Annotated in this window: 19 protein-coding genes; 9 read left to right on the plus strand and 10 right to left on the minus strand. The window is 64.7% G+C overall.

The genetic code is table 11. The annotated features are described in order from the left end of the window. Positions 1 to 10: 10 nt before the first annotated feature. The 3 genes from AQZ49_RS04405 to AQZ49_RS04415 are packed head-to-tail and all read right to left on the minus strand — an operon-like array spanning position 11 to position 4,555. Positions 11 to 892, minus strand: coding sequence for an SGNH/GDSL hydrolase family protein (locus tag AQZ49_RS04405; protein ID WP_197410917.1), 882 nt, complete (start codon positions 890 to 892; stop codon positions 11 to 13). Next, entirely contained in the window at positions 885 to 2,192 is a 1,308-nt protein-coding gene (locus tag AQZ49_RS04410; protein ID WP_067613293.1) for a glycoside hydrolase family 1 protein, read from the minus strand. Before AQZ49_RS04410 ends, AQZ49_RS04405 begins: the two co-directional genes overlap by 8 nt. A gap of 41 nt (positions 2,193 to 2,233) precedes the next feature. Next, positions 2,234 to 4,555: a TonB-dependent receptor gene (locus AQZ49_RS04415; protein ID WP_067613295.1), complete on the minus strand. Its 2,322-nt coding sequence runs from the start codon at positions 4,553 to 4,555 to the stop codon at positions 2,234 to 2,236. A 165-nt stretch (positions 4,556 to 4,720) separates the two neighbouring features. On the opposite strand from AQZ49_RS04415, the gene AQZ49_RS04420 reads away from it, so the two are divergent. From AQZ49_RS04420 to AQZ49_RS04440, 5 genes are all read left to right on the plus strand, one after another. Next, a complete protein-coding gene (locus AQZ49_RS04420) occupies positions 4,721 to 5,359 on the plus strand; it encodes a TetR/AcrR family transcriptional regulator (RefSeq protein ID WP_067613297.1) in 639 nt (212 codons plus the stop codon). Positions 5,360 to 5,483: 124 nt separating this feature from the next. Beyond that, on the plus strand, positions 5,484 to 5,945 hold the full coding sequence (locus AQZ49_RS04425) for a cache domain-containing protein (RefSeq protein WP_231738769.1): 462 nt from the start codon (positions 5,484 to 5,486) through the stop codon (positions 5,943 to 5,945). A 123-nt stretch (positions 5,946 to 6,068) separates the two neighbouring features. Beyond that, positions 6,069 to 6,464 (plus strand): hypothetical protein, encoded by a 396-nt coding sequence (locus tag AQZ49_RS04430; protein WP_067613298.1) that lies wholly within the window; start codon positions 6,069 to 6,071, stop codon positions 6,462 to 6,464. A 48-nt stretch (positions 6,465 to 6,512) separates the two neighbouring features. Next, positions 6,513 to 8,495: a TonB-dependent receptor plug domain-containing protein gene (locus AQZ49_RS04435; RefSeq protein ID WP_067613300.1), complete on the plus strand. Its 1,983-nt coding sequence runs from the start codon at positions 6,513 to 6,515 to the stop codon at positions 8,493 to 8,495. Positions 8,496 to 8,590: 95 nt separating this feature from the next. Continuing rightward, entirely contained in the window at positions 8,591 to 8,950 is a 360-nt protein-coding gene (locus AQZ49_RS04440) for a c-type cytochrome (RefSeq protein ID WP_067613301.1), read from the plus strand. 125 nt (positions 8,951 to 9,075) lie between these two features. Here AQZ49_RS04440 and AQZ49_RS04445 read toward each other — a convergent pair whose 3' ends face one another. Together AQZ49_RS04445 and AQZ49_RS04450 are read right to left on the minus strand one after the other, a co-directional pair. Beyond that, positions 9,076 to 10,488, minus strand: coding sequence for a porin (locus tag AQZ49_RS04445; RefSeq protein WP_067613303.1), 1,413 nt, complete (start codon positions 10,486 to 10,488; stop codon positions 9,076 to 9,078). A gap of 191 nt (positions 10,489 to 10,679) precedes the next feature. Next, positions 10,680 to 11,624, minus strand: coding sequence for a PQQ-dependent catabolism-associated beta-propeller protein (locus AQZ49_RS04450; RefSeq protein ID WP_369819077.1), 945 nt, complete (start codon positions 11,622 to 11,624; stop codon positions 10,680 to 10,682). Positions 11,625 to 11,866: 242 nt separating this feature from the next. On the opposite strand from AQZ49_RS04450, the gene pedF reads away from it, so the two are divergent. The 4 genes from pedF to AQZ49_RS04470 all read left to right on the plus strand — a co-directional run bounded on the left by pedF (position 11,867) and on the right by AQZ49_RS04470 (position 15,815). After that, positions 11,867 to 12,316 carry a cytochrome c-550 PedF gene (pedF, locus tag AQZ49_RS04455; RefSeq protein ID WP_369819078.1) on the plus strand — a complete coding sequence of 150 codons (450 nt, stop codon included), beginning with the start codon at positions 11,867 to 11,869 and terminating at the stop codon, positions 12,314 to 12,316. After that, positions 12,309 to 13,175: a substrate-binding periplasmic protein gene (locus tag AQZ49_RS04460; protein WP_067613309.1), complete on the plus strand. Its 867-nt coding sequence runs from the start codon at positions 12,309 to 12,311 to the stop codon at positions 13,173 to 13,175. Before pedF ends, AQZ49_RS04460 begins: the two co-directional genes overlap by 8 nt. Positions 13,176 to 13,327: 152 nt before the next feature. After that, the gene (locus AQZ49_RS04465) at positions 13,328 to 15,079 is read left to right on the plus strand and encodes a methanol/ethanol family PQQ-dependent dehydrogenase (RefSeq protein ID WP_067613311.1); all 1,752 of its coding nucleotides are present in this window, start codon (positions 13,328 to 13,330) and stop codon (positions 15,077 to 15,079) included. A gap of 64 nt (positions 15,080 to 15,143) precedes the next feature. Beyond that, positions 15,144 to 15,815: a response regulator transcription factor gene (locus AQZ49_RS04470; RefSeq protein WP_231738772.1), complete on the plus strand. Its 672-nt coding sequence runs from the start codon at positions 15,144 to 15,146 to the stop codon at positions 15,813 to 15,815. 12 nt (positions 15,816 to 15,827) lie between these two features. Here AQZ49_RS04470 and AQZ49_RS04475 read toward each other — a convergent pair whose 3' ends face one another. The 5 genes from AQZ49_RS04475 to adh all read right to left on the minus strand — a co-directional run bounded on the left by AQZ49_RS04475 (position 15,828) and on the right by adh (position 21,661). Next, a complete protein-coding gene (locus AQZ49_RS04475) occupies positions 15,828 to 18,065 on the minus strand; it encodes a hybrid sensor histidine kinase/response regulator (protein WP_067613313.1) in 2,238 nt (745 codons plus the stop codon). Beyond that, on the minus strand, positions 18,062 to 19,210 hold the full coding sequence (locus AQZ49_RS04480; RefSeq protein WP_082701335.1) for an FIST N-terminal domain-containing protein: 1,149 nt from the start codon (positions 19,208 to 19,210) through the stop codon (positions 18,062 to 18,064). Before AQZ49_RS04480 ends, AQZ49_RS04475 begins: the two co-directional genes overlap by 4 nt. Positions 19,211 to 19,351: 141 nt before the next feature. Next, positions 19,352 to 19,771, minus strand: a complete 420-nt coding sequence (locus AQZ49_RS04485; protein ID WP_067613317.1) for a DUF779 domain-containing protein — start codon at positions 19,769 to 19,771, stop codon at positions 19,352 to 19,354. Further along, positions 19,758 to 20,078: an EthD family reductase gene (locus AQZ49_RS04490; RefSeq protein ID WP_067613319.1), complete on the minus strand. Its 321-nt coding sequence runs from the start codon at positions 20,076 to 20,078 to the stop codon at positions 19,758 to 19,760. The genes AQZ49_RS04485 and AQZ49_RS04490 overlap by 14 nt, the downstream gene beginning before the upstream one ends. A 62-nt stretch (positions 20,079 to 20,140) precedes the next feature. Further along, positions 20,141 to 21,661: an aldehyde dehydrogenase gene (gene adh / locus AQZ49_RS04495; RefSeq protein ID WP_067613321.1), complete on the minus strand. Its 1,521-nt coding sequence runs from the start codon at positions 21,659 to 21,661 to the stop codon at positions 20,141 to 20,143. Positions 21,662 to 21,805: the final 144 nt, after the last annotated feature.

Here is a 21,805-nt window from a genome sequence, read left to right on the forward strand (position 1 = left end):
CGCCTGGCGTTCAACGGGCATTGATCGGTCCCATCTGCAGTTCGATGGCGGTGGCTGCGGCCCGCATACCGGCTGCGGTGGGATGAAACGGCGCGGCTAGGGCGCCGGTCGGCGACGCGCCATTGACCCAGGGATCGGACGAACAGGCATCATGGCCGTGTCCCAGGCGATCGAGATCAACAAACGTTGCACCTGCCGCGTGGGCCGCATCGCGCGTGATCTGGCCCAGCCGCGCCGCCAGATGGCGCGCGCGATCGGCCGCGCCAGCATCCATGCCGAGCGCAGGGCAGGTGCCGCTGTCGGGCAACAGGCGGAAATAGCCCACGAACACCAGCCGGGCCTGCGGCGCGCGACGATGCACGTCCGCCGCGATCAGCCGCAAATTGGTCCGCGCCGCGTCAAGCCCGGTGGATACTTGCGCCTCGGGCCAGACCCTGCACCCGACAACCATGCGAAACAGCAGGCCGCGCCGCGTGCAGGCGGCGCTGACCAGATTTTCGGCAAAGTGGGCGTCGTTGCCACCGATCGTGACCGTCACCAGCCGGGTTTGCGGGCCGATCGCTTCGATCTGCGCGGGTTGGAAATATTGCCCGCCATAGAGCACGTGGCGCGTGGTTGCGCCCGAACACGTGCGGTCGACCAGCGACAGAGCGCGATCGCGCGCGATCAGGTGGGCATAGTTTCGCTGCGATTGCGCGCACAGCAGCGGGCTGCGCGCCTCGCGCGGAAAAATGCCCGGCCCGGCGCCAAACGAGCTGCCCAGCGCGACATAGTCGGCTCGCCCGCGCCAGGGATGGGTGCCTTCAAACCACACCACGGCGAACAGGCCGATCGCCGCCAACGCGATCAGCCCGCCGAGGCCCGCCAGCACTCTGGCCCACCATCTAGACACGATTGGCGTGGGCCCGTGCCCCCAGAAACTGCGCGCTGGGCTTGGGCTGTCGGGCAAAGCTGGCGCGATCGACCGCGACCAGCCCGAAATGCTGGCCATAGCCGCTGGTCCATTCAAAATTGTCGAGCAACGACCAGTGGATATAGCTGCGCACGTCGATCCCCTCATCCAGACAGGCGCGCACGTCATCGAGCGCGGCGGCGATGAAGGCGACGCGGCGGCTGTCATCATTGGTGGCAATGCCGTTTTCGGTGACATAGATCGGCTTGCCGGTCATGCGCGCCATGAACCGGATCGTCTCGCCCAGCGCCTGCGGATAGAATTCATAGCCTGCGGCGGTCATTTCCGCCCCTTCGGGCGGGGGCAGCGCTCCGCTCGCACCGACCCGGATGCGCGTATAAGTCTGCACACCGACGAAATCGGCGGTTTTGGCCACATCGAGCCACGGGCCGTACAGCGCATGCGTTACCAGATCGGCCAGATTGGGTGTGCCCACCCCCTGCACCGATTGTGTCGTCAGCGTCAGGCCGACCGGCAGATCGCTGCGCACCGCCTTGATCGCCTGCACCGCCCTGGTGTGTGCATCGACCAGCACCGGCAGCGTGCGATCGGGATCGGCAAACAGCAGGCTGGAAAAACGCGCCGAGCCGGTGGCGCGGGCCGCCGCCGCGATCATCGCCGCCACCGCTTCGTGCCGCCCCGGCGGATGCGGCATCATGCGCAACAGCAGCGGAATGTTGGCTTCGTTGAACGTGGTGGCATAGGCCATCAGGGCGCCCAGATGGCGCGCCACCGTGTCGGCAAAACGCGCAAACAGGTCGGCCGCGTCGGGCATCTCGAACCCGCCCCGCGCGGCAAACCAGCGCGGCACACTGAAATGGTTGAAGGTGACCATCGGCGCCAGGCCATGGGCGTGGCAGCATTCGAGCACGCGGGCATAGTGATCGAGTTCGGCGCGCGAAAAGCGGCCCGGTTCGGGTTCGATCCGCGCCCATTCGATGCCGATGCGATGGGTGTTGAAACCCAACCCGGCGGCCAGCGCGATGTCCTCCTTATAGCGGTGATAGCTGTCGCAGGCATCGGCAGAGGGTTGCGCAAACACTGTTTCGGGCAGGTTTTCCAGCAGCCAGGCGTCGGAATTGACATTGTTGCCTTCGCTCTGGTGCGCCGAAATGGCGGTGCCCCACAAAAACCCCGGCGGGCCGGAGCGCGCGCGCGCAAGGGCCGCATCGGCGGCGACGGGGATGGTCGCGCCCAGCGCCGCCGCTCCGCTCAGAGCAATTGCATCGCGTCGAGACATTCGGGTGCTCCGTGGTGGTGTGTCAGGCATGGCGGTGGTCATCAGAAGTGCCAGTCGAGCGTGGCGCCGAACCGGCGAAACGCGGCGTCGGGCAGGACTTGCGAATAGCCCCCGGTGTCGAAAAAGCTGGAGAAGATCTGCGCGGCAAAGCGCTTGTCGAACAGGTTGCGGACAAACAGGCCAAGGCGGAGGTGGTCTGCCGTGTCGCCGATGCCGATGCTGGCATTGACCAGGCTGTATCCGGCCTGGATCGTGCCGGGATCGCCCACGCCGAATTGCACGCTGCTGCGCGCGGACCAGTCGATACCGGCATGGGCGGCCAGGTCGTGGCCGATCTCGGTGCGATAGCCCAGCGATCCGGTTTCCGACCAGCGCGGCGCATTGGTCAATCGGTCGCCCGCGGCATTGAAGGTCGGGCCGGGCAAGTTGCACCCTTGCGCCAGGGTCTGGCCGGCATAGCAGGGCGGATCATAATTGGTGTAGTGCGCGTCGTTATAGGTCACCCCGCCGGTCAGCGTCAGGCCGGGCAGCGGCCGCGCGGTGGCCTGTGCCTCCACCCCTTGCGCGCGCAATCCGCCGGCGTTGCCGGTGCGGAACGCGCCGGTCGGGCCGAGCGAAGGATCGAACACTTCGGTCTGGAAATCGCTGAACTTGCTGTGGAACAGCGCCAGATCGAGCGTAAGCCTGCGATCGAACAACGCGGCCTTGATACCCAGTTCGACCGAAACCACGGTTTCGGGATTGATCTGGAAGACATAGCCGCTGACGGTGGAAACCGCCGCGCCCTTGTACCCGCGCGATGCCGTGGCATAGGCCATCGTGTGCGGCGCCAGATCATATTCGACGCCGGTGCGCCCCGACCAGTCGCCATGATCGCGGCTGCCACCGCTGACCAAGGACGGCGGCACATAGGCCAGACACCCCGGCACGCCGCCGGTCAGCAGCGCGGCGGGAGAGCAGACCCCGGCCAGCGGCGAGACAAAGAACGACGACGTCAGGTCATCGACGGTATAGCGCGCCCCGGCGATCACGCGGAACCGGTCGGCCAGATGGACCGTGGTCTGACCGAAGGCGGCATAGCTGCGGCTGGTCACCGCATAGTTGGACAAGCCGCCGACCGTAGACAGCCGCAGCGCAAACCCGTTGGGCAGATAGCCCAAACCGCCCGACTGATCCTGCTGCGCGGTGGTGCCCTGTTCGAAGTAATAGAGCCCGAACACCGGATCGAACACGTGCCCGGTCGGCAGGCTGAGCCGCAACTCCTGCGAAAACTGGTGTGCCTCAAGGTCAGAGGTGTTGTGGTTGAGCACGGTCAGCGGGGTTTCGTCCGCTTCGAGATTGCTGTCGCGTTCGAGATGGCGATACGCGGTTACCGAGGTCATCGTTGCCTCGCCCAGCCGGTAATCGACCGTGATCTGGCCGCCCCATGATCGCGTGTGGAGATAGTTGTCGGTGCCGATCGCGGCGACATCGTTGTCGGGGCCGGGCACCACGCCCAGCGCGGTCAGTGTCGTGCGCACGAACTGGTTGCCGACGGCGGGCGCGTAAGTGCCCTGGCCAAAGCTGCGCACGGTCCACACGCCCGGATCGCCTTCGCCATATTGCATGTCGGCGATGGCATAGATCGTCAGGCGATCGTTGGGTTCCCACAAGGCCTTGGCCTTGAACGCCTGATCGTTGGTCGCGGCGACGGTGCCGGGGCCGAGTGTGCGCAGCGGCGAATTCTGCATGTGGTATCCCGCCGACAGGCGTAGCGCAAAGCGGTCGCCGACGGGAATGTTGATGATGTCATAGACTTCGACCTGATCGCGGCTGCCGACTTGCAGATGCGCCTCGTCGGACAGCACGTTCAATTCCGGGCGATGCGTGGTGATCGAGATCAGCCCTGCCGTGGTGTTCTTGCCGAACAGCGTGCCTTGCGGCCCGTGCAGCACTTCGACACGATCGACATCCGACAGGATCGACAGGACATTGACGCGGGGCAGGGTGATGTTGACATCATCGAGCGCCAGGCCAACCGCCTGTTCCACCGAATAATCGAACGAATTGGTGCCGATGCCACGGATCGAAAAGGTCGGCTCGGCGGGTGTTTCGGTAAATTGCACGCTCGATGCGAACTGGCGGATGTCCGACAATTGGGTCGCCGCGCTGTTGCGCAGGGTCTTGCCCGATACGACGTCGATCGCGATCGGCACTTTCTGCACGGATTCGCTGCGCCGCTGTGCGGTCACGATGATGTCGCCGACCGGCGCGGATGCGTCGGTGCTCTGGGCTGGCGCGGCGGGGGTGGTCTGGGCCGACACGGCGGTCGCCAGGCCGAGCGCGCTTCCTGTGGCGAGCAGGATTTTGACGATTGTCCTCATGGCAAACTGAACTCCTCTCCGCGTCGTTCGTTTATAAACGAATCGAACGTTCTGTTTGTTTATGATGATTGCAGCGGCGGGCGCAACCGGAAATTCGCGTGGGGGCTGGACGGACAGAACGATCGTTCCGTATATGCAGGGTCGGGCACCGGCAAAAGGCAGCGCATGACACCCATTTCGCAAGGTTCGGCCAATCCGGGAAAACGTCTGCGGCGGTCACAGGCGGAACGACGCGCCGAAACGCGCGATCGGGTGATCCAGGCGGCGATCGCCAGCCTGTTCCGCAACGGCTACAGTGCCACCTCGATCTCGGTGGTTGCCGCCGATGCCGGGGTCAGCCGGGGCGCCATGACGCACCAGTTTCCGGCCAAGACCGACCTGATGCTGGCGGTCGTGCGCGCGGTGTTCGACGATGACGGCGCCCTCTACAACGACAGCATCGCCACTTTGTCACCCTATGACTGGCTGCTGGCGCTGCCCGAAACGATGTGGCGGGTGATCAGCCGCCCCTCGGGCATCGCGGTGATCGAAATCATGCTGGCCTCGCGTTCGGACCCGGACCTTGCCGAAAAGCTGCGCGCGCTGCAGGCGCAGATCGACACCCAGGCCCATGCGTGGAGCGCACAGCGGGTGCGCGATGCGGGCTTTGAGCCGCATCCCGATGCCGAGGCGATCCATGATCTGTTTGTCGCCGCGGTGCGCGGGATGGCGCTTAACGCGGTGGTGATGGACAACACCCAAAGCGTGAAGCGTCAGTTGGAGATCCTGTCGGGGATTATGCGCAGCGTCTATCTGGTCGCATGATTGCGCAAACAGGACGCCCAACTGATCGATATCAATGATCGCCAGCGATACCGCGGCCACTGTGCCTGCGCGATGACCCGACGGCGTGGCCGATCCGGGCACTCGGGTACAGGAGGTTGCGGCCATGGTGATGTTTTCGCGATTGGGAATGATCGGCGCATGCGCGCTGTTGCTGGCCTCGCCTGCCCAGGCGGCGGGTCATGCCACCTCGCACCAGGCGCAGGACTTGCTGGCGACTGCGGTGGCCGAGCTTCAGTCCGCCGGCTCGCACAAGGCCTTCGCCGAATTCGACGCGGGCAAGGCACCCTACAAGGCGGGCGAACTCTATGTCTTCGTGTTCACGTTGGATGGCGTCTATGAAGCGTCGGGCGCCAATCCAAAGCTGGTCGGCACGCGCGCGATCGACATGACCGATGCCGAAGGCAAACCCCTGGTGCGCGAAATGATCAAAGTCGCCACCACCACCGGCCAGGGCCGGGTCGACTATGTCTGGCTCAACCGCGCGGACAACCATGTCGAACACAAACGTTCGCTGGTTCAGCGCGTCGGCGATCATATCGTCGGGGTCGGCTATTACGCCGGCTGACCGGCACGCGCGCTTCGGGTCGCAAAATACAACCCCAATGCAAGGGACAAGGGGCAGACTTTAGTGCGATAGACAGCCCACCGTTCCGGCATAAGTTTGCCCCCGATAACGGGAGGGGGCCATATGATCGGGGTCTGGCATGATCATGCCGGATTGGCGGTAGAGGTGTTTGCGATTGCATCCACGCTGATCTTTGCAGTGCCGTTTATCGTCGCGCCCGCGCGCTGGGGGCGGGCGATGGGTTGGACCGTGCCGCATGACACGGCACTGATGGCCTATTACGCGCGGTGCCTGGGGTGCCTGGCCCTGTCATTCAATATCATGGGGCTGTGGGCAGCGCTCGGTCACCCGTTCTATCTTGTTGCCTATATTGCGCCGGTCGCCTGTTTTGCCGCGACGATGGTGCTGCTGCATGTCTATGGTTGGTGGCGCGGCGAACAGCCCTGGACCGAGACCGCGGAAATTCCGTTGTGGGCTGGTCTGGTCGTGCTGTGGCTGGCAGTGATGCCCGCTGTCTGATTGCAACCGGGTCACCGGTAAAACCTTACAATGTGAAAGCTGATCCTGATGCCTGTCCTGCTGATCCTTTCTGCCGCGCTGGCCAATGCGCCGGCACCCGATACCGCCGACGCGCCGCCGATCGTGGTGACGGGGCAGCCGCTGGGCGATCTGCCCACCGCTTCGGCCTATGAAGTGTCGACCATCGATGCCGCGCGGATCGAGCAAGTGCCGTCGGGGCGGATCGAGGATGCGCTGGGCGATGTGGCGGGGGTGCAGCTCTATCGCCGGTCGGACAGCCGCGCGTCGAACCCTTCGGCCGACGGGTTTACCTTGCGCGGGCTGGGCGGCAACGCGGCCAGCCGCACGCTGGTGCTGCTCGATGGCATTCCGCAGGCCGATCCGTTCTTTGGCTCGGTGCCGCTGACCGCGCTCAACCCCGGCGATATTGCCGATATCCGGGTGATCCACGGCGGCGGCAGCGGCGCCTTCGGGTCGGGCGCGGTGGCGGGCACGATCGACATGACCAGCGCGGGCCCCGATCAGCGCGGGCTGGTTTCGGGCGAATCGCTGGTCGACAATCGCGGCGACACCACGGTGTCGGCGGGGGTGGCGCCGCATCTGGGCGACGGGTTTGTGGTGGTGTCGGGGCGGTGGGATCGCGGGCCCGGTTTCTGGACCACGCCGGTCAACGAACGCGTCGCCGCCAGCGCCAAGGCGCGGTATGAAAGCTGGGACCTGGCCTTGCGCGCGGTGACCCAGGTTGCGCCCGATATCGAATTGCAAAGCCGCCTGGCCGCGTTTGGCGATGACCAGACACTGCGCTTTGTCGGCGCCAACACGGGGATGAGCGGTGAAGATGCCAGCTTGCGGCTGGTCGGGCGCGGGGCGTGGCAATTCGATGCGCTGGTCTATGGGCAGGTGCGCAATTTCAACAGCCTGACGCTCAGTTCGACGACTTATCTGCCGGTCGATAACCAGCGCGACACGCCATCGACCGGGGTGGGCGGCAAGATCGAGGTGCGCCCGCCGGTGGGGCATGGGCAGGTGCTGCGGCTGGGTGCCGATCTGCGCGACGTGACCGGGTATGAAGACGAAGACAGCTACACCAAAGGCGTGATCAGCGGGCACCACCGCGAAGGCGGCAGCAACGACGATCTGGGGATCTATGGCGAAGATGCCTGGACGCTGGGCGCGCTGCAACTGACCGCAGGCGCGCGCGCCGACCACTGGGTGATCCGCGACGGGCAATACCAGTCATGGACGCTGGGCTGGTCGCCGATCCTCGACACGCACTATGCCGACCGGTCGGGCTGGAACGGCTCGTTCCGGGGTGGGGCGCTACTCCATGCGACCGGCGCGCTCGATCTGCGTGGATCTGCCTATTCGGGGATGCGCCAGCCCACGCTCAACGAACTGTACCGCACTTATACGGTCTTTCCGGTGACCACCGCGGCCAACCCCAATCTGGTCAACGAACAAGTGCGCGGGTTTGAAGGCGGGGTCGACTGGCGCCCGGTCAAGGGGCTGAAACTGACGGTGACCGGGTTTGACAACAAGGTTGACCACGCGATCGCCAACATCACGCTGACCGCCACCACCCAGGTGCGCGAAAACGTCCCCGCGATCCATGCGCGGGGTGTCGAGGCCGGCGCGCAGGCGCAGCTCGGCACACTGGCACTGGGCGGGTCGCTGGAATGGGTGCACTCGCGGATGGAGGCGCCGGGGCAGAATTTCGACGGACTGGTGCCGCCACAGACCCCGCGCCTGTCGCTCAGCGCCAATGCCGCGTGGACCCCGCGCGCCGGCACCACGCTGGGGGTCACGCTGCGCCATGTCGGCACGGCCTATGAAGACAGCCTGGAAACCGCGCCGCTGCCGGGTGCGACAACGTTTGGCGCCTATGCCACCACGCCGCTGGTCGGGCGGTTCAGCCTGGTGCTGCGCGGCGAAAATCTGGGCAATGCCACCGTCGTCACGCGCAATTCGGGCGGCACGATCGATATCGGCACCCCCCGCACGGTGTGGGCCGGGGTGCGCGTCGGGTTGTGATACCGATCCCTTACCAAAGTCCAATGTCGCACGGGCCGGTGTCATGCCACCGGTTTTGCCAGTGCATTCACATCTGACCTTTGGGGAGAATTGGCATGTCTGTTATGAAGTCGCTGGCCCTTGTCGGCAGTGTGTTGGCCTGTGGCGCGGTGGCGCATGCAGAGCCTGCGCCTGCCACGTTTGCGCGCTGCGCGGTCTGCCACAATGCCGCAAAAGGCGCCCCGGCCAAGATCGGCCCGAACTTGTGGGGGGTCTATGGCAAAAAGGCCGCCAGCGGGCCTTATGCCTATTCCGCTGCGCTCAAGGCCGCCAAATTGACCTGGAACGAGGAAACGCTCGACAAGTGGCTGACCGGCCCGATGCAGATGGTGCCCGGCACGATGATGTCGTTCCCCGGCCTGAAAGACCCCGCCAAGCGCGCCGAATTGATCGCCTGGCTTAAAACCCAGCGCTGATCGGTTGGCCACGCAAAAAGAGACCGCGCCGGACAATCCGGCGCGGTCTTTTTTGTGCCTGCCGCCTACAAAAAGGCCCGGCAGTGGTGCACTGCCGGGGCCTTGTTGTGGTCTGACGATCCGGATCAGAAGAACAGGATGCCGCCGAGCGAGATCGCGTCGCTGGAATTGGTGTTGCCGTTGTCGGCTACGGCTTTGGTGTGGGTATATTCGCCGATCAGCGTGACCCAGCTGGTCAGGCCATAGCGCACCTGGCCCACGCCGCTGGAATTCTTGTGCACCAGTGTCGGATTGGCCAGCGCATCGGCGGTGCCGGTGGTGTCGAGCAGGCTGGCGCCATAGCTGCCGCCGATGCCGAACTTGCCGAAAGTGGCCATTGCCTGCACGTAATAGCCATCGCTCTTGCGCGCGAGGCCGTCGGCATCGACATCGAACAGGCCGAATGCCTCGGTGCCCAGACCCTTGGCGGTGTACCAATAGCCGGTCAACGCGATCGGCCCGACAGTGACTTTGCCGCCCAGATCGACACCGTCGCCGGTGTACGAGGTGCCGACCACGGTATCGTGCTTTTGCGAAATGCCCGATACCCACAGATGCAGCGCCGCGCCCGACAGCTTCGCATCATAAGTCACTTTGCCCTGGAAACCGGGGGTGGAATTCTGCTGGCCCGGGCTGGTCAGCGAATCGAGCGGCTGGAACACCCCGGCGGAAAGCTGCAAGCCCTTGAAATTGGGCGAGGTATAGGTGATCTGCGGCTGGAAATCGGTGTAGATATAGCCAAGCCCGATGCGCCCGAGCGAGGTGTTGCCCGGCGCCGTGTTGCCGCCGGTCGAGCCCACCGCGAGCAGCGTGATATCGTTGAGAATGGCGTCTGATCCGAACAGGCCGATATCGCGGCCGATCTTGAATTCGCCGATGTCCTTCTTGCCGAAGGTCATGTAAACTTGGCGGAAATCGATCCCCGGCGTGGAAAAGGCGGTGGCGTGGCCGCCGTTGTTTGCGCCAAGCGCCCCCCAGGCCGTGCTGTTGATGCCCGGATACATGCCGAAATGCGCGCCGACGTCCCAACCGCCCTCGGTGGTGGTGACATCGATTTTGAGAAAGCCGGGCAGCAGGCCGTTGCGTACCGAACTGGTGCCGTTTGCGCCCGTGCTGGCCAGACCGCCGACCACCGCGGCCGCGTTCTTCTGCGGGCTGTCATAGACGTAAAAGCCGTTGATCGAGCCTGAGAACTTGATCGTGGCGGGGCCGACCACCATGCCGATGCCGGAATCTGTCATCTTGACCACATGGCTCATGTCGAGCGCGGTCTGGGCTTCGGCGGTCGGGGTCGCGGGGGCGGCCGGCGGCGGGGTTGCGGCCTTGGCCTGTTCGGCCTGTTCTTCCTTCAGCAATTCGGCATATTCATCGTCGGACAGGATGCCTTTGTCATGCAGACGCTTGAGCAGCGCCTCGCTGGTTCCGGCCTGGGCTGCGGTGGACACCAGGCACAGCGCAAGCACGGCGGTGCTACCGCCCAAAAGACGTGTTACAGACATCGCAATCCCCCTCAATTTTCCGCACGGTCTGTGCAGAATTGGGGTGCACCATGCGGCGCACGGGCAAGGGTCGGAATTGGACTTTGGGTCCTGATACTTTGGGACAATACTGCGAAAGTCAGGACATTTTCAGCGGGCGCGGCTTCGCAATGCGCAACAGGCGCGGTGGATATTGACGATTCTCCTGAAAATCAGGGCGCGATTGCCACGCCCCATGGCGACTGACCGGCGGGCACGGTCGCGCGCACGCTGCGACTGGCCAGATCGACCACGCTGACATCGTCGGTCATGCCGTTGGCAACAATCGCGCTCTTGCCATCGGGGCTGATCGCCAGATGCCAGGGGCGCCCGCCGACACGGACATAGCCGATCACGCCATGGGTGGCGACATCGACCAGCGCAATATGGTTGGCCCGGCCCAGCGCGATCACCGCCAGGCGCCCGCCGTCAGTAAAGCGGATGCCGCAAGGCATGACTTTGTAGGCGGGGGTGCCGGGCGGAGTGAACGCCAGCGTGCGCACCACTTTGTGCGTGGCCGGATCGATCACCTGGACGACTTGGCCGGTTTCGGCGGCGACCCACAGTTCGTGGCCATCGGGGGTGAATTCGACATGGCGCGGGCGTTGTGCGGTGGGCGTCTGGTCGATTGCCTTGTGCGTGGCCAGATCGACCCAGGTGATCAAATGCTGGTCTTCGCTGGTCACCACCAGCCATTTGCCATCGGGGCTTTCGGTCACGCCTTCGGGTTCGCGGCCGACCGGGACCTGCCAGGCGACTTGACCTTTGGCGAGGTCGATCGCGGTGGTCGCCGCGTCATCCTCGTTGGCGACATAGAGCAGGCGGCCATCGCGCGAGGGCCAGAACTGTTCGGGGTCCTGCCCCGATGGCAGGGCGGTCATCAGCTTGCCCGTGGTTCTGTCGCGCACTTCGACCGCGTTGTCGGTGCCGACGGCCACAAACAGTTTCGTCCCGTCGCGTGACACTGCGATCCCGCGCGGGCGCTGGCCGACGTCCCACGTCGCGGTCACCGTGTCGGTGGCAAGGTCGATAACGGTCACGCTGTTGCCCCGCTCGTTCGAGACATAGGCGGTGCCGCTGTCGGCCAGGGCGATGCCCCCCGGCGCAAGAACAAGCATGCCGCCCAGCAACATGCTGCGGCAAAGTCGAACGGGTGTGGTGCGCAATCCGGGCATGCTGCGTTCTATCCCGCGCCCGGCCCGAAGGGCAAACGGTACTAAGGTACTATGGGTCTGCGCAGCACGGGTGCGGTATCCCGCGCACAGAGCCGAACACGGTTTGGCGCATGACATTCGGACGACCGCACGATGCCCATCCCGGCAGCGTGATTGCGCCCAAGGAGGAACCTGAGATGAACCGCATGTTGAAGCCCAGGGCGTTGGGACGCCTGGCACTGGCTGGCGCAGTGGCGCTGTCCGGTCTTGCCATCAGCACGCAGTTGCTGGCCCATGGCAATGTCACGCCGCAACCGGTCGACACCAGCGCGCTGCCCGATATCAAGCCCGACAACGACACCTGGCTGACCCACAATCCCTATCGCGGCAATGCCAAGGCGATTGAAATCGGCGAATCCGCCTATGGCCAGAATTGCGCACGGTGCCATGGCCTGCAGGCGATATCGGGCGGGATCGCACCCGATCTGCGTCTGCTCGAACTGGGCGACAGCGGCGATGAGTGGTTTGTGCAACGCTATCACCACGGGTCGAGCCATGACGGCAAAGTCTATATGCCGCCGATGGGCGAAATCCTGGGGCAAAAGGCCGGTTGGGCGATCCGCGCCTGGCTTGAAACCAAACACACCGATGATTGACCGGATCACCCGCCGCGCGCTGCTGGGCGGCGCACTGGCCGCAGGGTGCGCGGGCCTGCTGCCGGCTGAAGTCGCCGCCGCGCCGCTGGCCAAAGTGCGCCAGACCGGGGTGCTGCGCGTGGCCGTCTATGGCGACAACCGGCCCTGGTCGTGGGACGATCATGGCGCGGTGCGCGGGATCGATGCCGATCTGGGCCGCGCGCTGGCTGCGAAGCTGGGCGTGCGCGCCGACGTGGTCGCCTTTATGCCCGGCGACGATCTGGCGGCGGATTTTCGCAACACCGTGTGGCGCGGCGGGTTGCTGGGGTTTCAGGTGTGCGATGTCATGCTGCACGTGCCGTTCGACCACGATCTGATGCTCAAGAACGACCAGGTGGCGATCATCGCGCCCTATTACCGCGAAGGTTTTGCGATGGTCTGCGGCAACGAACAGAGCGATTGCGAAGTTCTGCCGCCGCAATTGCACGGGCGACGGCTGGCGGCGGAAACCGCCTCGGTGTCCGACGCCTATCTGGTCGGCGGGTTTGGCGGTCTGCTGCGCAGCAATGTACACCATTATCAGGGCGGGTACGAAGCGGCGCAGGCCGTCGCCGACGGCAATGCCGATGCCGCCCTGGCCACCCGCGCGCAAGTCGAGGCCGTGCTGCACGACTATCCCGGCAAGACGCTGCACCGCCGCAAGGGGCCGATCCCGGCGATGGCTTCGCCCGGCTGGGACATTGCCATGGCGGTCAAGGACAACAGCCGGACATTGGGCGATGCGCTGGAAACGATTGTGGCCGAGATGATCGCCAGCGGCCAGATGGCCGCGCTGTTTGCGACCCACGGCGTCGAATGGCACGCCGCCATCGCGGGTTGAACGCACTCGATGGGTCCAAGGTCCAATTGCTGCATCCGGCCCAACCGATAGGGTCCACCATGGGAGCGGGGGAGGGCCGAACAACCGGCCACGCTTCACGACATCTTTGGCCGCAACAGACAAGGGGGCGGCAAAGTCAAAGGAGAGCTTGCATGAAATCGAGATTGAAGCGCGGCCTTGGCAGTCTGGCGATGACGGTCGCCATCGCATTCGCGGCACCGGTGATGGCGGCCGATGGCCCGACCAGCCAGGACATCCTCAACGACGCCCAATCGACCGGCGACGTGCTCAGCTATGGCCTTGGACCCTGGGCGCAACGGTTCAGCCCGATGACGCAAGTCAATTCGGACAATGTGGCGGGCCTGGTGCCGGTGTTCGCTTCGTCGCTGGGCGGCGAAAAGCAGCGCGGGCAGGAATCGCAGCCGCTGGTCTATGACGGCACGATCTATGTCACCGGGTCCTATTCGCGCGTGTTCGCGTTTGATTCGCACACCGGCGAAAAGAAATGGGAATATGACGCGCGCTTGCCTGACGGGATCATGCCGTGCTGCGACGTGGTCAACCGGGGCGCCGCGATCCATGGCGACAAGATCATCTTTGCAACGCTCGATGCGCACCTGATCGCGCTCAACCGGCTGACCGGCAAAGTGATCTGGAACAAGACGATTGCCGATTATCAGGCCGGCTATTCGGCGACGGCCGCGCCGCTGATCGTCAACGACAAAGTGATCTACGGCAATTCGGGCGGCGAATTCGGCATTGTCGGCCGGGTCGAGGCGCGCGATGTCAACACTGGCGAGCTGATCTGGTCGCGCCCCACGGTCGAAGGCAATATCGGCATGCTCAACGGCAAGCCCAACGGCATGACCGGCACGCTCAACGCAAGCTGGCCCGGCGATATGTGGAAGACCGGCGGCGGTGCCACCTGGCTGGGCGGTACATATGATCCGGGCACCAACCTGATCTACATCGGCACCGGCAACCCCGGCCCGTGGAACAGCAACATGCGTCCGGGCGACAATCTCTACACCGCCTCGACTCTGGCGATCGATCCCGACACCGGCGTGATCAAGTGGCATTACCAGACCACCCCGCACGACGGGTGGGACTTTGACGGGGTCAACGAATTCATCCCGTTTGACGCGACGATCGGCGGCAAGCCGATGAAGCTGGGCGCCAAGGCCGACCGCAACGGCTATTTCTTTGTGCTCGACCGCACCAATGGCAAGTTCATCAGCGCCAACAAGTTCGTCATGGAAACGACCTGGGCCAATGGCTACAACCCCAAGACCGGCCGGCCCAACTTCATCGACGAGGACCGCCCCGGCGCGCCCAACGGCGCGGAAAAGGGCAAGACCGTGTTTGCAAGCCCAAGCTTTCTGGGCGGCAAGAACTGGATGCCGATGGCCTATTCGCAGGCAACCGGCCTGTTCTATATCCCGTCGAACGACTGGGGCATGGACATCTGGAACGAACCGATCGCCTACAAGAAGGGCGCGGCCTACCTCGGCGCCGAATTCACCATCAAGCCGATTGCGCCCGACCACATCGGCGTGCTGCGCGCAATGGACCCGACCACCGGCAAGATCGTGTGGGAATACAAGAACAAGGCCCCGCTGTGGGGTGGCGTGCTGACAACTGCGGGCAATCTGGTGTTCACCGGTACGCCCGAAGGCTATCTGAAGGCGTTCGATGCCAAGACGGGCAAGGAACTGTGGAAGTTCCAGACCGGGTCGGGCGTGGTCGGATCGCCGATCACCTGGGAACAGGACGGCGAACAGTACATCGCGGTGATGTCGGGCTGGGGCGGCGCGGTGCCGCTGTGGGGCGGCGAAGTCGCCAAGACGTTCAAGGACATCAGCCAGGGCGGATCGCTCTGGGTGTTCAAACTGCCCAAGCACTGAAGTCAGGTCGTGCCTGCTCTCCCACTTGGGCAGAGCGGGCACGACAAATCGGGACAAGCGGACTATGCTGCATTCGAACAACGACGGGATGATGGTCGTGCCGATGGAGCGGGTACTGATAGTCGATGATCATTCGCTGGTGCGCGATGGCTTGCGCAGCCTGCTCGAGATCAGCTTTCCCGACTGCGACATTCTGGAGGCGGCCGCGCTGAGCGAGGCGGTCGCCGCGTTGCAGGGGGCGGGCGAGGTCGACATGATCCTGCTCGACCTCAACATTCCCGACGTGTCCCGGTTTTCCGGGCTCAGCACCTTGCGCGACGGGTTTCCCAGCATTCCGGTGGTGATGGTGTCGGGCGCGCTCGACCGCGCCACCGTGCGCGAGGCCCTGGCCGCAGGTGCCGCAGGGTTCATTCCCAAATCGCTCAAACGCAGCGAAATCATCGACGCGCTCAAGCAAGTGCTCGAAGGCGAGATCTATATCCCCGGCATACTGGAACAGGACAGCGACACCGCGCGCGAAGAAGCCTCGATCCTGGGCCGGATCGAGACGCTGACGCCGCAGCAGAAAGTCGTGCTGCGCCATCTCGTCAATGGCAAGCTCAACAAGCAGATCGCCTTTGAACTCGATGTGTCGATGACCACGGTCAAGGCCCACGTGTCGGCGATCCTGTCGAAATTCAGCGCCTATTCGCGCACCCAGGTGGTGATCCTGGCCAACCGCGTGGGATTTCACTGAGAAACAGCGGGCTCAGTTCAGCAGAGTCCGCATCAGCGCGCGCAATTGTGCCGGTTTGACCGGTTTGTGCAGCATGGTCAGACCGGCGCGCTGGATGCGCAGTTTGACCTCTTCGCTGCGGTCGGCCGACACGATCAGCGCGGGGATCTGCGCGCCCAGCCTGGCGCGCAAGGCGGCAATTACGTCATCGCCCAATTGGCCATCGTCGAGATGGTAGTCGGCGATGATCAGTGCAGGCGGCCATGACCGGGGCGTGCCTTGGGCCATGCGGTCGGCCAGCGCAGCGATCGAGGGTGCGGTGATCACGCGATAGGACCAACGTTCGAGCAGCGCCTCCATCCCCTGCAGAATGGCCGGATCGTTGTCGATGATCAGCACGCTGCCATCCTGGCTGATCTCGCCGGGGCGGTCGCGTCCGCGCGGCACCGGCAGCGCTTCGCGCAAGGGTTCGGCCAGTGGCACCAGCACCGAAAACCGCGATCCCTCGCCCAACACGGAGGCCACTTCGACGCGGTGGCCCAATGCCTCGCTGGCGCGCTTGACGATCGCCAGTCCCAGCCCGTTGCCCGCAGGCCCGCGGGTCTGCGACAGGCGGTGGAATTCATCGAAGATCGCCACGAAATGTTCGGGCGCGATGCCGCGCCCGGTGTCGCTGACGGCGATCCGCACCAGATCGCCCTCGGCGGTGACGGTGACCGCGACTTCGCCCTGGCGGGTATAGCGCAGCGCGTTCGACAGGAAATTCTGCAGGATGCGGCGCAACATGCGCACATCGGAACGCACCCACAGCCCGCTGTCGGGGATGACCAGATTGAGCCCAGCCTGTTTGGCCGGGGTGGCGAATTCGATGCGCAAGGCGCCAAGCATACGGTCGATTTCGATCGCGCCGAGTTCGGGTTTGACCGCACCTGCATCGAGGCGCGAAATCTCGAACAGCGCTTCGAGCAGGCCTTCGACCGAATCGAGCGCAACCCCGGTCTGGCGAACCAGCGCGCGCGTCGGCAGGGCAAGACGCCGCTCGCTCAAGGCCGCGACAAACAGCCGCGCCGCGTTCAGCGGTTGCAACAAGTCGTGGCTGGCCGCCGCGAGAAAGCTGGTCTTGGACCGGTTGGCGACTTCGGCGGCAGTCTTGGCGGTCAGCAGTTCGCGTTCGACCGCGCGGCGTTCTTCCACTTCGGCTTCGAGCGCGCGGGTGCGTTCGGTTACCCGCTGTTCCAGCGTCTCGGCCGCCTCGCGCAAAGTGCGTTCATAGAGCGCGCGGTCGGTGACATCGTCAAAGCTGTAGGCCATGCCGCCCGACTGGATCGGGGTCGAGCGCACTTCGACCACGCGGTCGCCCAGCCGGCAGGTCGCGGCATGGCGATCGCCCGGTCCCTCGCGCCACGCCAGGATGGTGTCATCGTTCAGCCCGATCGCCCGGCAATGCGCCAGCAGGCCATTGTGCGTGGCAATTGCGCCGTGATCCTGCACCGGCAGTGCCAGCAGGCGGGCCAGCCCGCCGTTATAGACCTGCAACGCCCGGTCGCCGTCATACAGGCACACCCCTTCGGACAACGTGTCGAGCGTCGCCTGCAGCGCCAGGTTGTGTTCGGCCAGTTGCCGCGCATGCTGGCGCGCGTCTTCGACTTTGACCCCGGTGATATCGGTATAGATCCCGACGATGCCGCCTTGCGAGGTACGCATCTCGTTGATCTGCAACCAGCGGCCATCGGCCAGCGCCTGGATATGGATGCCCCGCGCCATCGTGTGGCGCGCCATGCGTTCGGCCACCCAGCGATCGGGCGACACCATCGATCCGATCGTGCGACGGTTCTGCGCGACCGCCTGTGCCAGATCGGCAAACCGCGCATCTGCGCCAAGGTGGGCGGTTTCCGGCCAGAGCCGCGAAAACGCCGTGTTGGCGATGACCATGCGATCTTCGGCATCATAGAGCGCAAAGCCGTCCGACAGTGATTCGATGGCGTCGCGCAACAAGGCGCGCATCGCATCGGCGGTGCGGTGCGCCTTGGCAATGTCGGCATTGGCGCGCGACAACTGTTCGAGCGCGGCCTCGAGCGCGGAGGTGCGGTCGCGCACCAGCGCTTCGAGCGTGATCGCGGTCTCGAACATCGAAAAGGCGCTGCCTTCGAACGAACTGGCGCGTTCGACCCGATCGATCAGCGCGGCATTGATCACCTCAAGCTGTTGGACCCGCGCGCGCAGCGCAGTCACCTCATCCGGTTCGGACAGCAGGGCGGTCGGCGTGGTCATCGCCCGATGGCAAGCCCGCTCAGGGTCTGGTTGATATGCGCGGCGCGGAACTGTTCGCCATACGTGTTGAAACCCACCACCCCGCGCCGGCTGTAAAGCTGCGAAACGGCGCCCGACAACTGGCGGCTTTCGGCGTCGATGCGGTTGAGCACGCAGTCAAACGCGATGATATGATCGATACCGCCCAGATCGCTGTCGATCTGATCAAACAGCGTTTCAAGCTGGTTCAACCGGTCGAGCGGTTGCCCCACGGTCAGCACCACGCCGCTGTCGATCGCGCAATAGAATGTCAAGCTGTTGTCGGCATTGACCGACTGGATCGCGCGCACGTGATAGGCGCCGCCCGCGCGCACCATGGGCGGGTGCGCGGCAAAGAATGCCGCATCCAGCAAGTCCGGGCTGCCGCCTGCGACACGGCGATATTCCTCGGCCGCCGGGCGCGCGTTGATCTGGTAGACCACGCGGGCGTTGGGATCGGCCGACGTCACCACCATCTTTTCCGCGCCGGGTGTGTAATGCTGGGCGCTGAACACGCGCAACGGACGGCGGCTGGCGAGCAGCACGACCACCGCCGCATCGGTCAGGAACCGGTCGCCGACCAGAATGCCGGTTTCATGAAACAGCATGCCATCGCCCGATGATCCGCCCACCAGCAACGTGGTGCCCAGCGCTTCCTGCACGGTCATCGCCAGCAATTCCTCGCGATGCGACAGGCCGTCGACCAGAAACAGCGCGGCATGATTGGCAAAACCGTCGATCGCCAGTGCGTCGCGATCGAGCACGCCCGCCATCGTGCGAATGGCCTGGCCGCCACTGGCCGGATCGAAATGATCGAGATCGTCAAAACAATGGACCGCCATGCGAAAGCTTTCCGCCGGAAAGCCGATGAACACGACGCAATCTTCGTCATACCCGCGTTCGCTCAGTTCGCCCGCGCTAGTGCATCCGACCAGCGGCACATTGCCGACCGCGCGGGCAATCGCGCTGGCCAGGGGTTGGCGAACGAAGCGATGCGAACAGAACACGATGGCGCCTGCAATCCGGCGACCGTCCAGCCCGCGCGCTAGGTCGCGGGCGACCGACTGCGCATCGCCACAATGCGACGTTATGACGATCAGATCATCGTCCACACAGGCGTTTGCCACCCATCCATCTCCCCAAAGCGCGGTTTCTTCGCCGCCTGCTGCGTGCGGGGTCTTAGCCCTCGTCCGGCCCCCGCGCAATCACGGGGCACGCGACACTGATGGTGCAGCGACCGTACGGATAGCGCGACTTTGGTCGTATCATCAATCCGACCCATGCGGCGGATCGCCGATCAGGGCCAGTGCCGCGACCTCGGCATCGTCAAACACCCGGACTTGCCCGATGAAGCGCATGGCCTCGCTTGCCTCCAGGCTCATCCCGGCGGCGCGCCCCGGTGCCGCATCGAGCACCATCTGGCTGTACCGCCAATATTCGAATTGGGTGGCGCCGATCCACACCGGCGTATCGCCTGCGACCACGCCCAGCAGCAGATCGCCCGCACCGATGCGAAATTCGCCGCGCAGGAAACACATCGGTGCCGATCCGTCGCAGCACCCGCTCGACTGGTGCAACATGATCGGACCATGGCGATCAACCAGCGCGCCGATCAGCGCTTCGGCCGCCGGTGTGGCGACAACCCGGGGCGGCGCGTCAGCCCGGGGCGGCGCGTCAGCCGACGACACCGGTCAGCACCGTCACGCCGCCATCGGCAAAATTGGCGATATCGCCCACGGCGGCCTGACCTTCGGGCGACCCGAGCGAGGCCGCCATGGCCTGGGCATTGGCAAAGAACAGGTGCGCCATCCGGTAATAGGCGGGCTTGGCCCCATCCGGGTCGGGCAGGCCCTTGATCAGCACGGTCCGGTCGATGCCGCCAATCCGGTCGACCAGCGGCAGGTGCGTTGCCGCGTAATAAGCCTCGAACGCGGCAGGATCTGCGGGCTGGTTGTACAGCACCGTCACCACCACCGCGTCTTGTGCATCAGACATCGTTCTCTCCCCGGTCGTCCAGTGCGGAACCGGCCAGGTGGCCCGTCCCGCACTGTGCAGTATCAGAAAAATCCAAGCTTTTTTGGGCTGTAGCTGACCAGCAGGTTCTTGGTCTGCTGATAGTGATCGAGCATCATCTTGTGCGTTTCGCGGCCGATGCCCGACTGCTTGTACCCGCCGAACGCGGCATGCGCGGGATAGGCGTGATAGCAATTGGTCCACACGCGCCCGGCCTCGATCGCGCGGCCAAAGCGATAGCAGGTGTTGGCATCGCGGCTCCACACCCCGGCGCCCAGGCCGAACGCGCTGTCGTTGGCGATCGCCAGGGCTTCTTCCTCGTTGCGGAATGTCGTCACCGACAGCACCGGACCGAAGATTTCTTCCTGGAAAATGCGCATCTTGTTGTGGCCCTTTAGCACGGTCGGGGTCACATAATAGCCATCGGCCAATTCGCCGCCATGCACCGCGCGGCCACCGCCGGTCAGCACTTCGGCGCCTTCGCCGCGCCCGATATCGATATAGGACAGGATCTTTTCGAGCTGTTCGTTCGAAGCCTGCGCGCCGATCATCGTCGAAGGGTCGAGCGGGTTGCCCATCTTGATCGCCTCGACCCGCGCGATGGCGCGTTCCATGAACCGGTCATAGATCGATTCGTGCACCAGCGCGCGGCTGGGGCAGGTGCACACTTCGCCCTGGTTGAGCGCGAACATTGCAAACCCTTCGAGCGCCTTGTCGAAGAAATCGTCATCGTGCGCGGCCACGTCGGCAAAGAAGATGTTGGGGCTCTTGCCGCCGAGCTCCAGCGTGACCGGGATCAGGTTTTCGCTGGCATATTGCATGATCAGCCGCCCGGTCGAGGTTTCGCCGGTGAACGCGATCTTGGCAATGCGCTTGCTGGTGGCCAGCGGCTTGCCCGCTTCGAGGCCAAAGCCGTTGACGATGTTGAGCACGCCTTCGGGCAGGATGTCGGCGATCAGTTCGGCCAGCACAAGGATCGACATCGGCGTCTGTTCGGCCGGCTTGAGCACGATGCAGTTGCCGGCCGCCAGCGCGGGCGCGACTTTCCACGCCGCCATCAGGATCGGAAAGTTCCACGGGATGATCTGGCCCACGACGCCCAGCGGTTCGTGAAAGTGATAGCCGATGGTGTCGGCATCGATTTCCGAAATCGAGCCTTCCTGTGCGCGGATGCAGCCCGCGAAATAGCGGAAATGGTCGATCGCCAGCGGGATGTCGGCGGCCATCGTCTCGCGGATCGGCTTGCCATTGTCGATCGTTTCGACCAGCGCCAGCAGATCGAGATTGGCTTCAAGCCGGTCGGCGATGCGCAGCAGGATGTTCGAACGCTCGCCGGGGGCGGTGCTGCCCCAGCGCACCCGCGCGGCATGCGCGGCATCGAGCGCGGCTTCGATATCTTCGGCGGTGCCGCGCGCGATCTGGCACACCGGCTTGCCGGTGACCGGCGAGATGTTGTCAAAATACTGGCCGCGCACCGGGGCAACCCAGCGCCCGCCGATGAAATGCTCAAATCGTTCCTTGATCACCGATTTGCCAGCAAATTTGCTGATGGCTTCCTGCAGCATTGCACTCTCCCGTCACACCATACCATGAACCATGCGAGTTCCGGCCACTTTGCGACCGGGACCCCTTGCGGCCTGTCTGCGCGCGCGCGAGGGTGGCGCCAATTGTACCTTGGAACTAGGGTGTGTGGGGATTTGGCTCAGGGC

Source organism: Novosphingobium sp. FSW06-99 (assembly GCF_001519065.1).
Taxonomy (GTDB): domain Bacteria; phylum Pseudomonadota; class Alphaproteobacteria; order Sphingomonadales; family Sphingomonadaceae; genus Novosphingobium.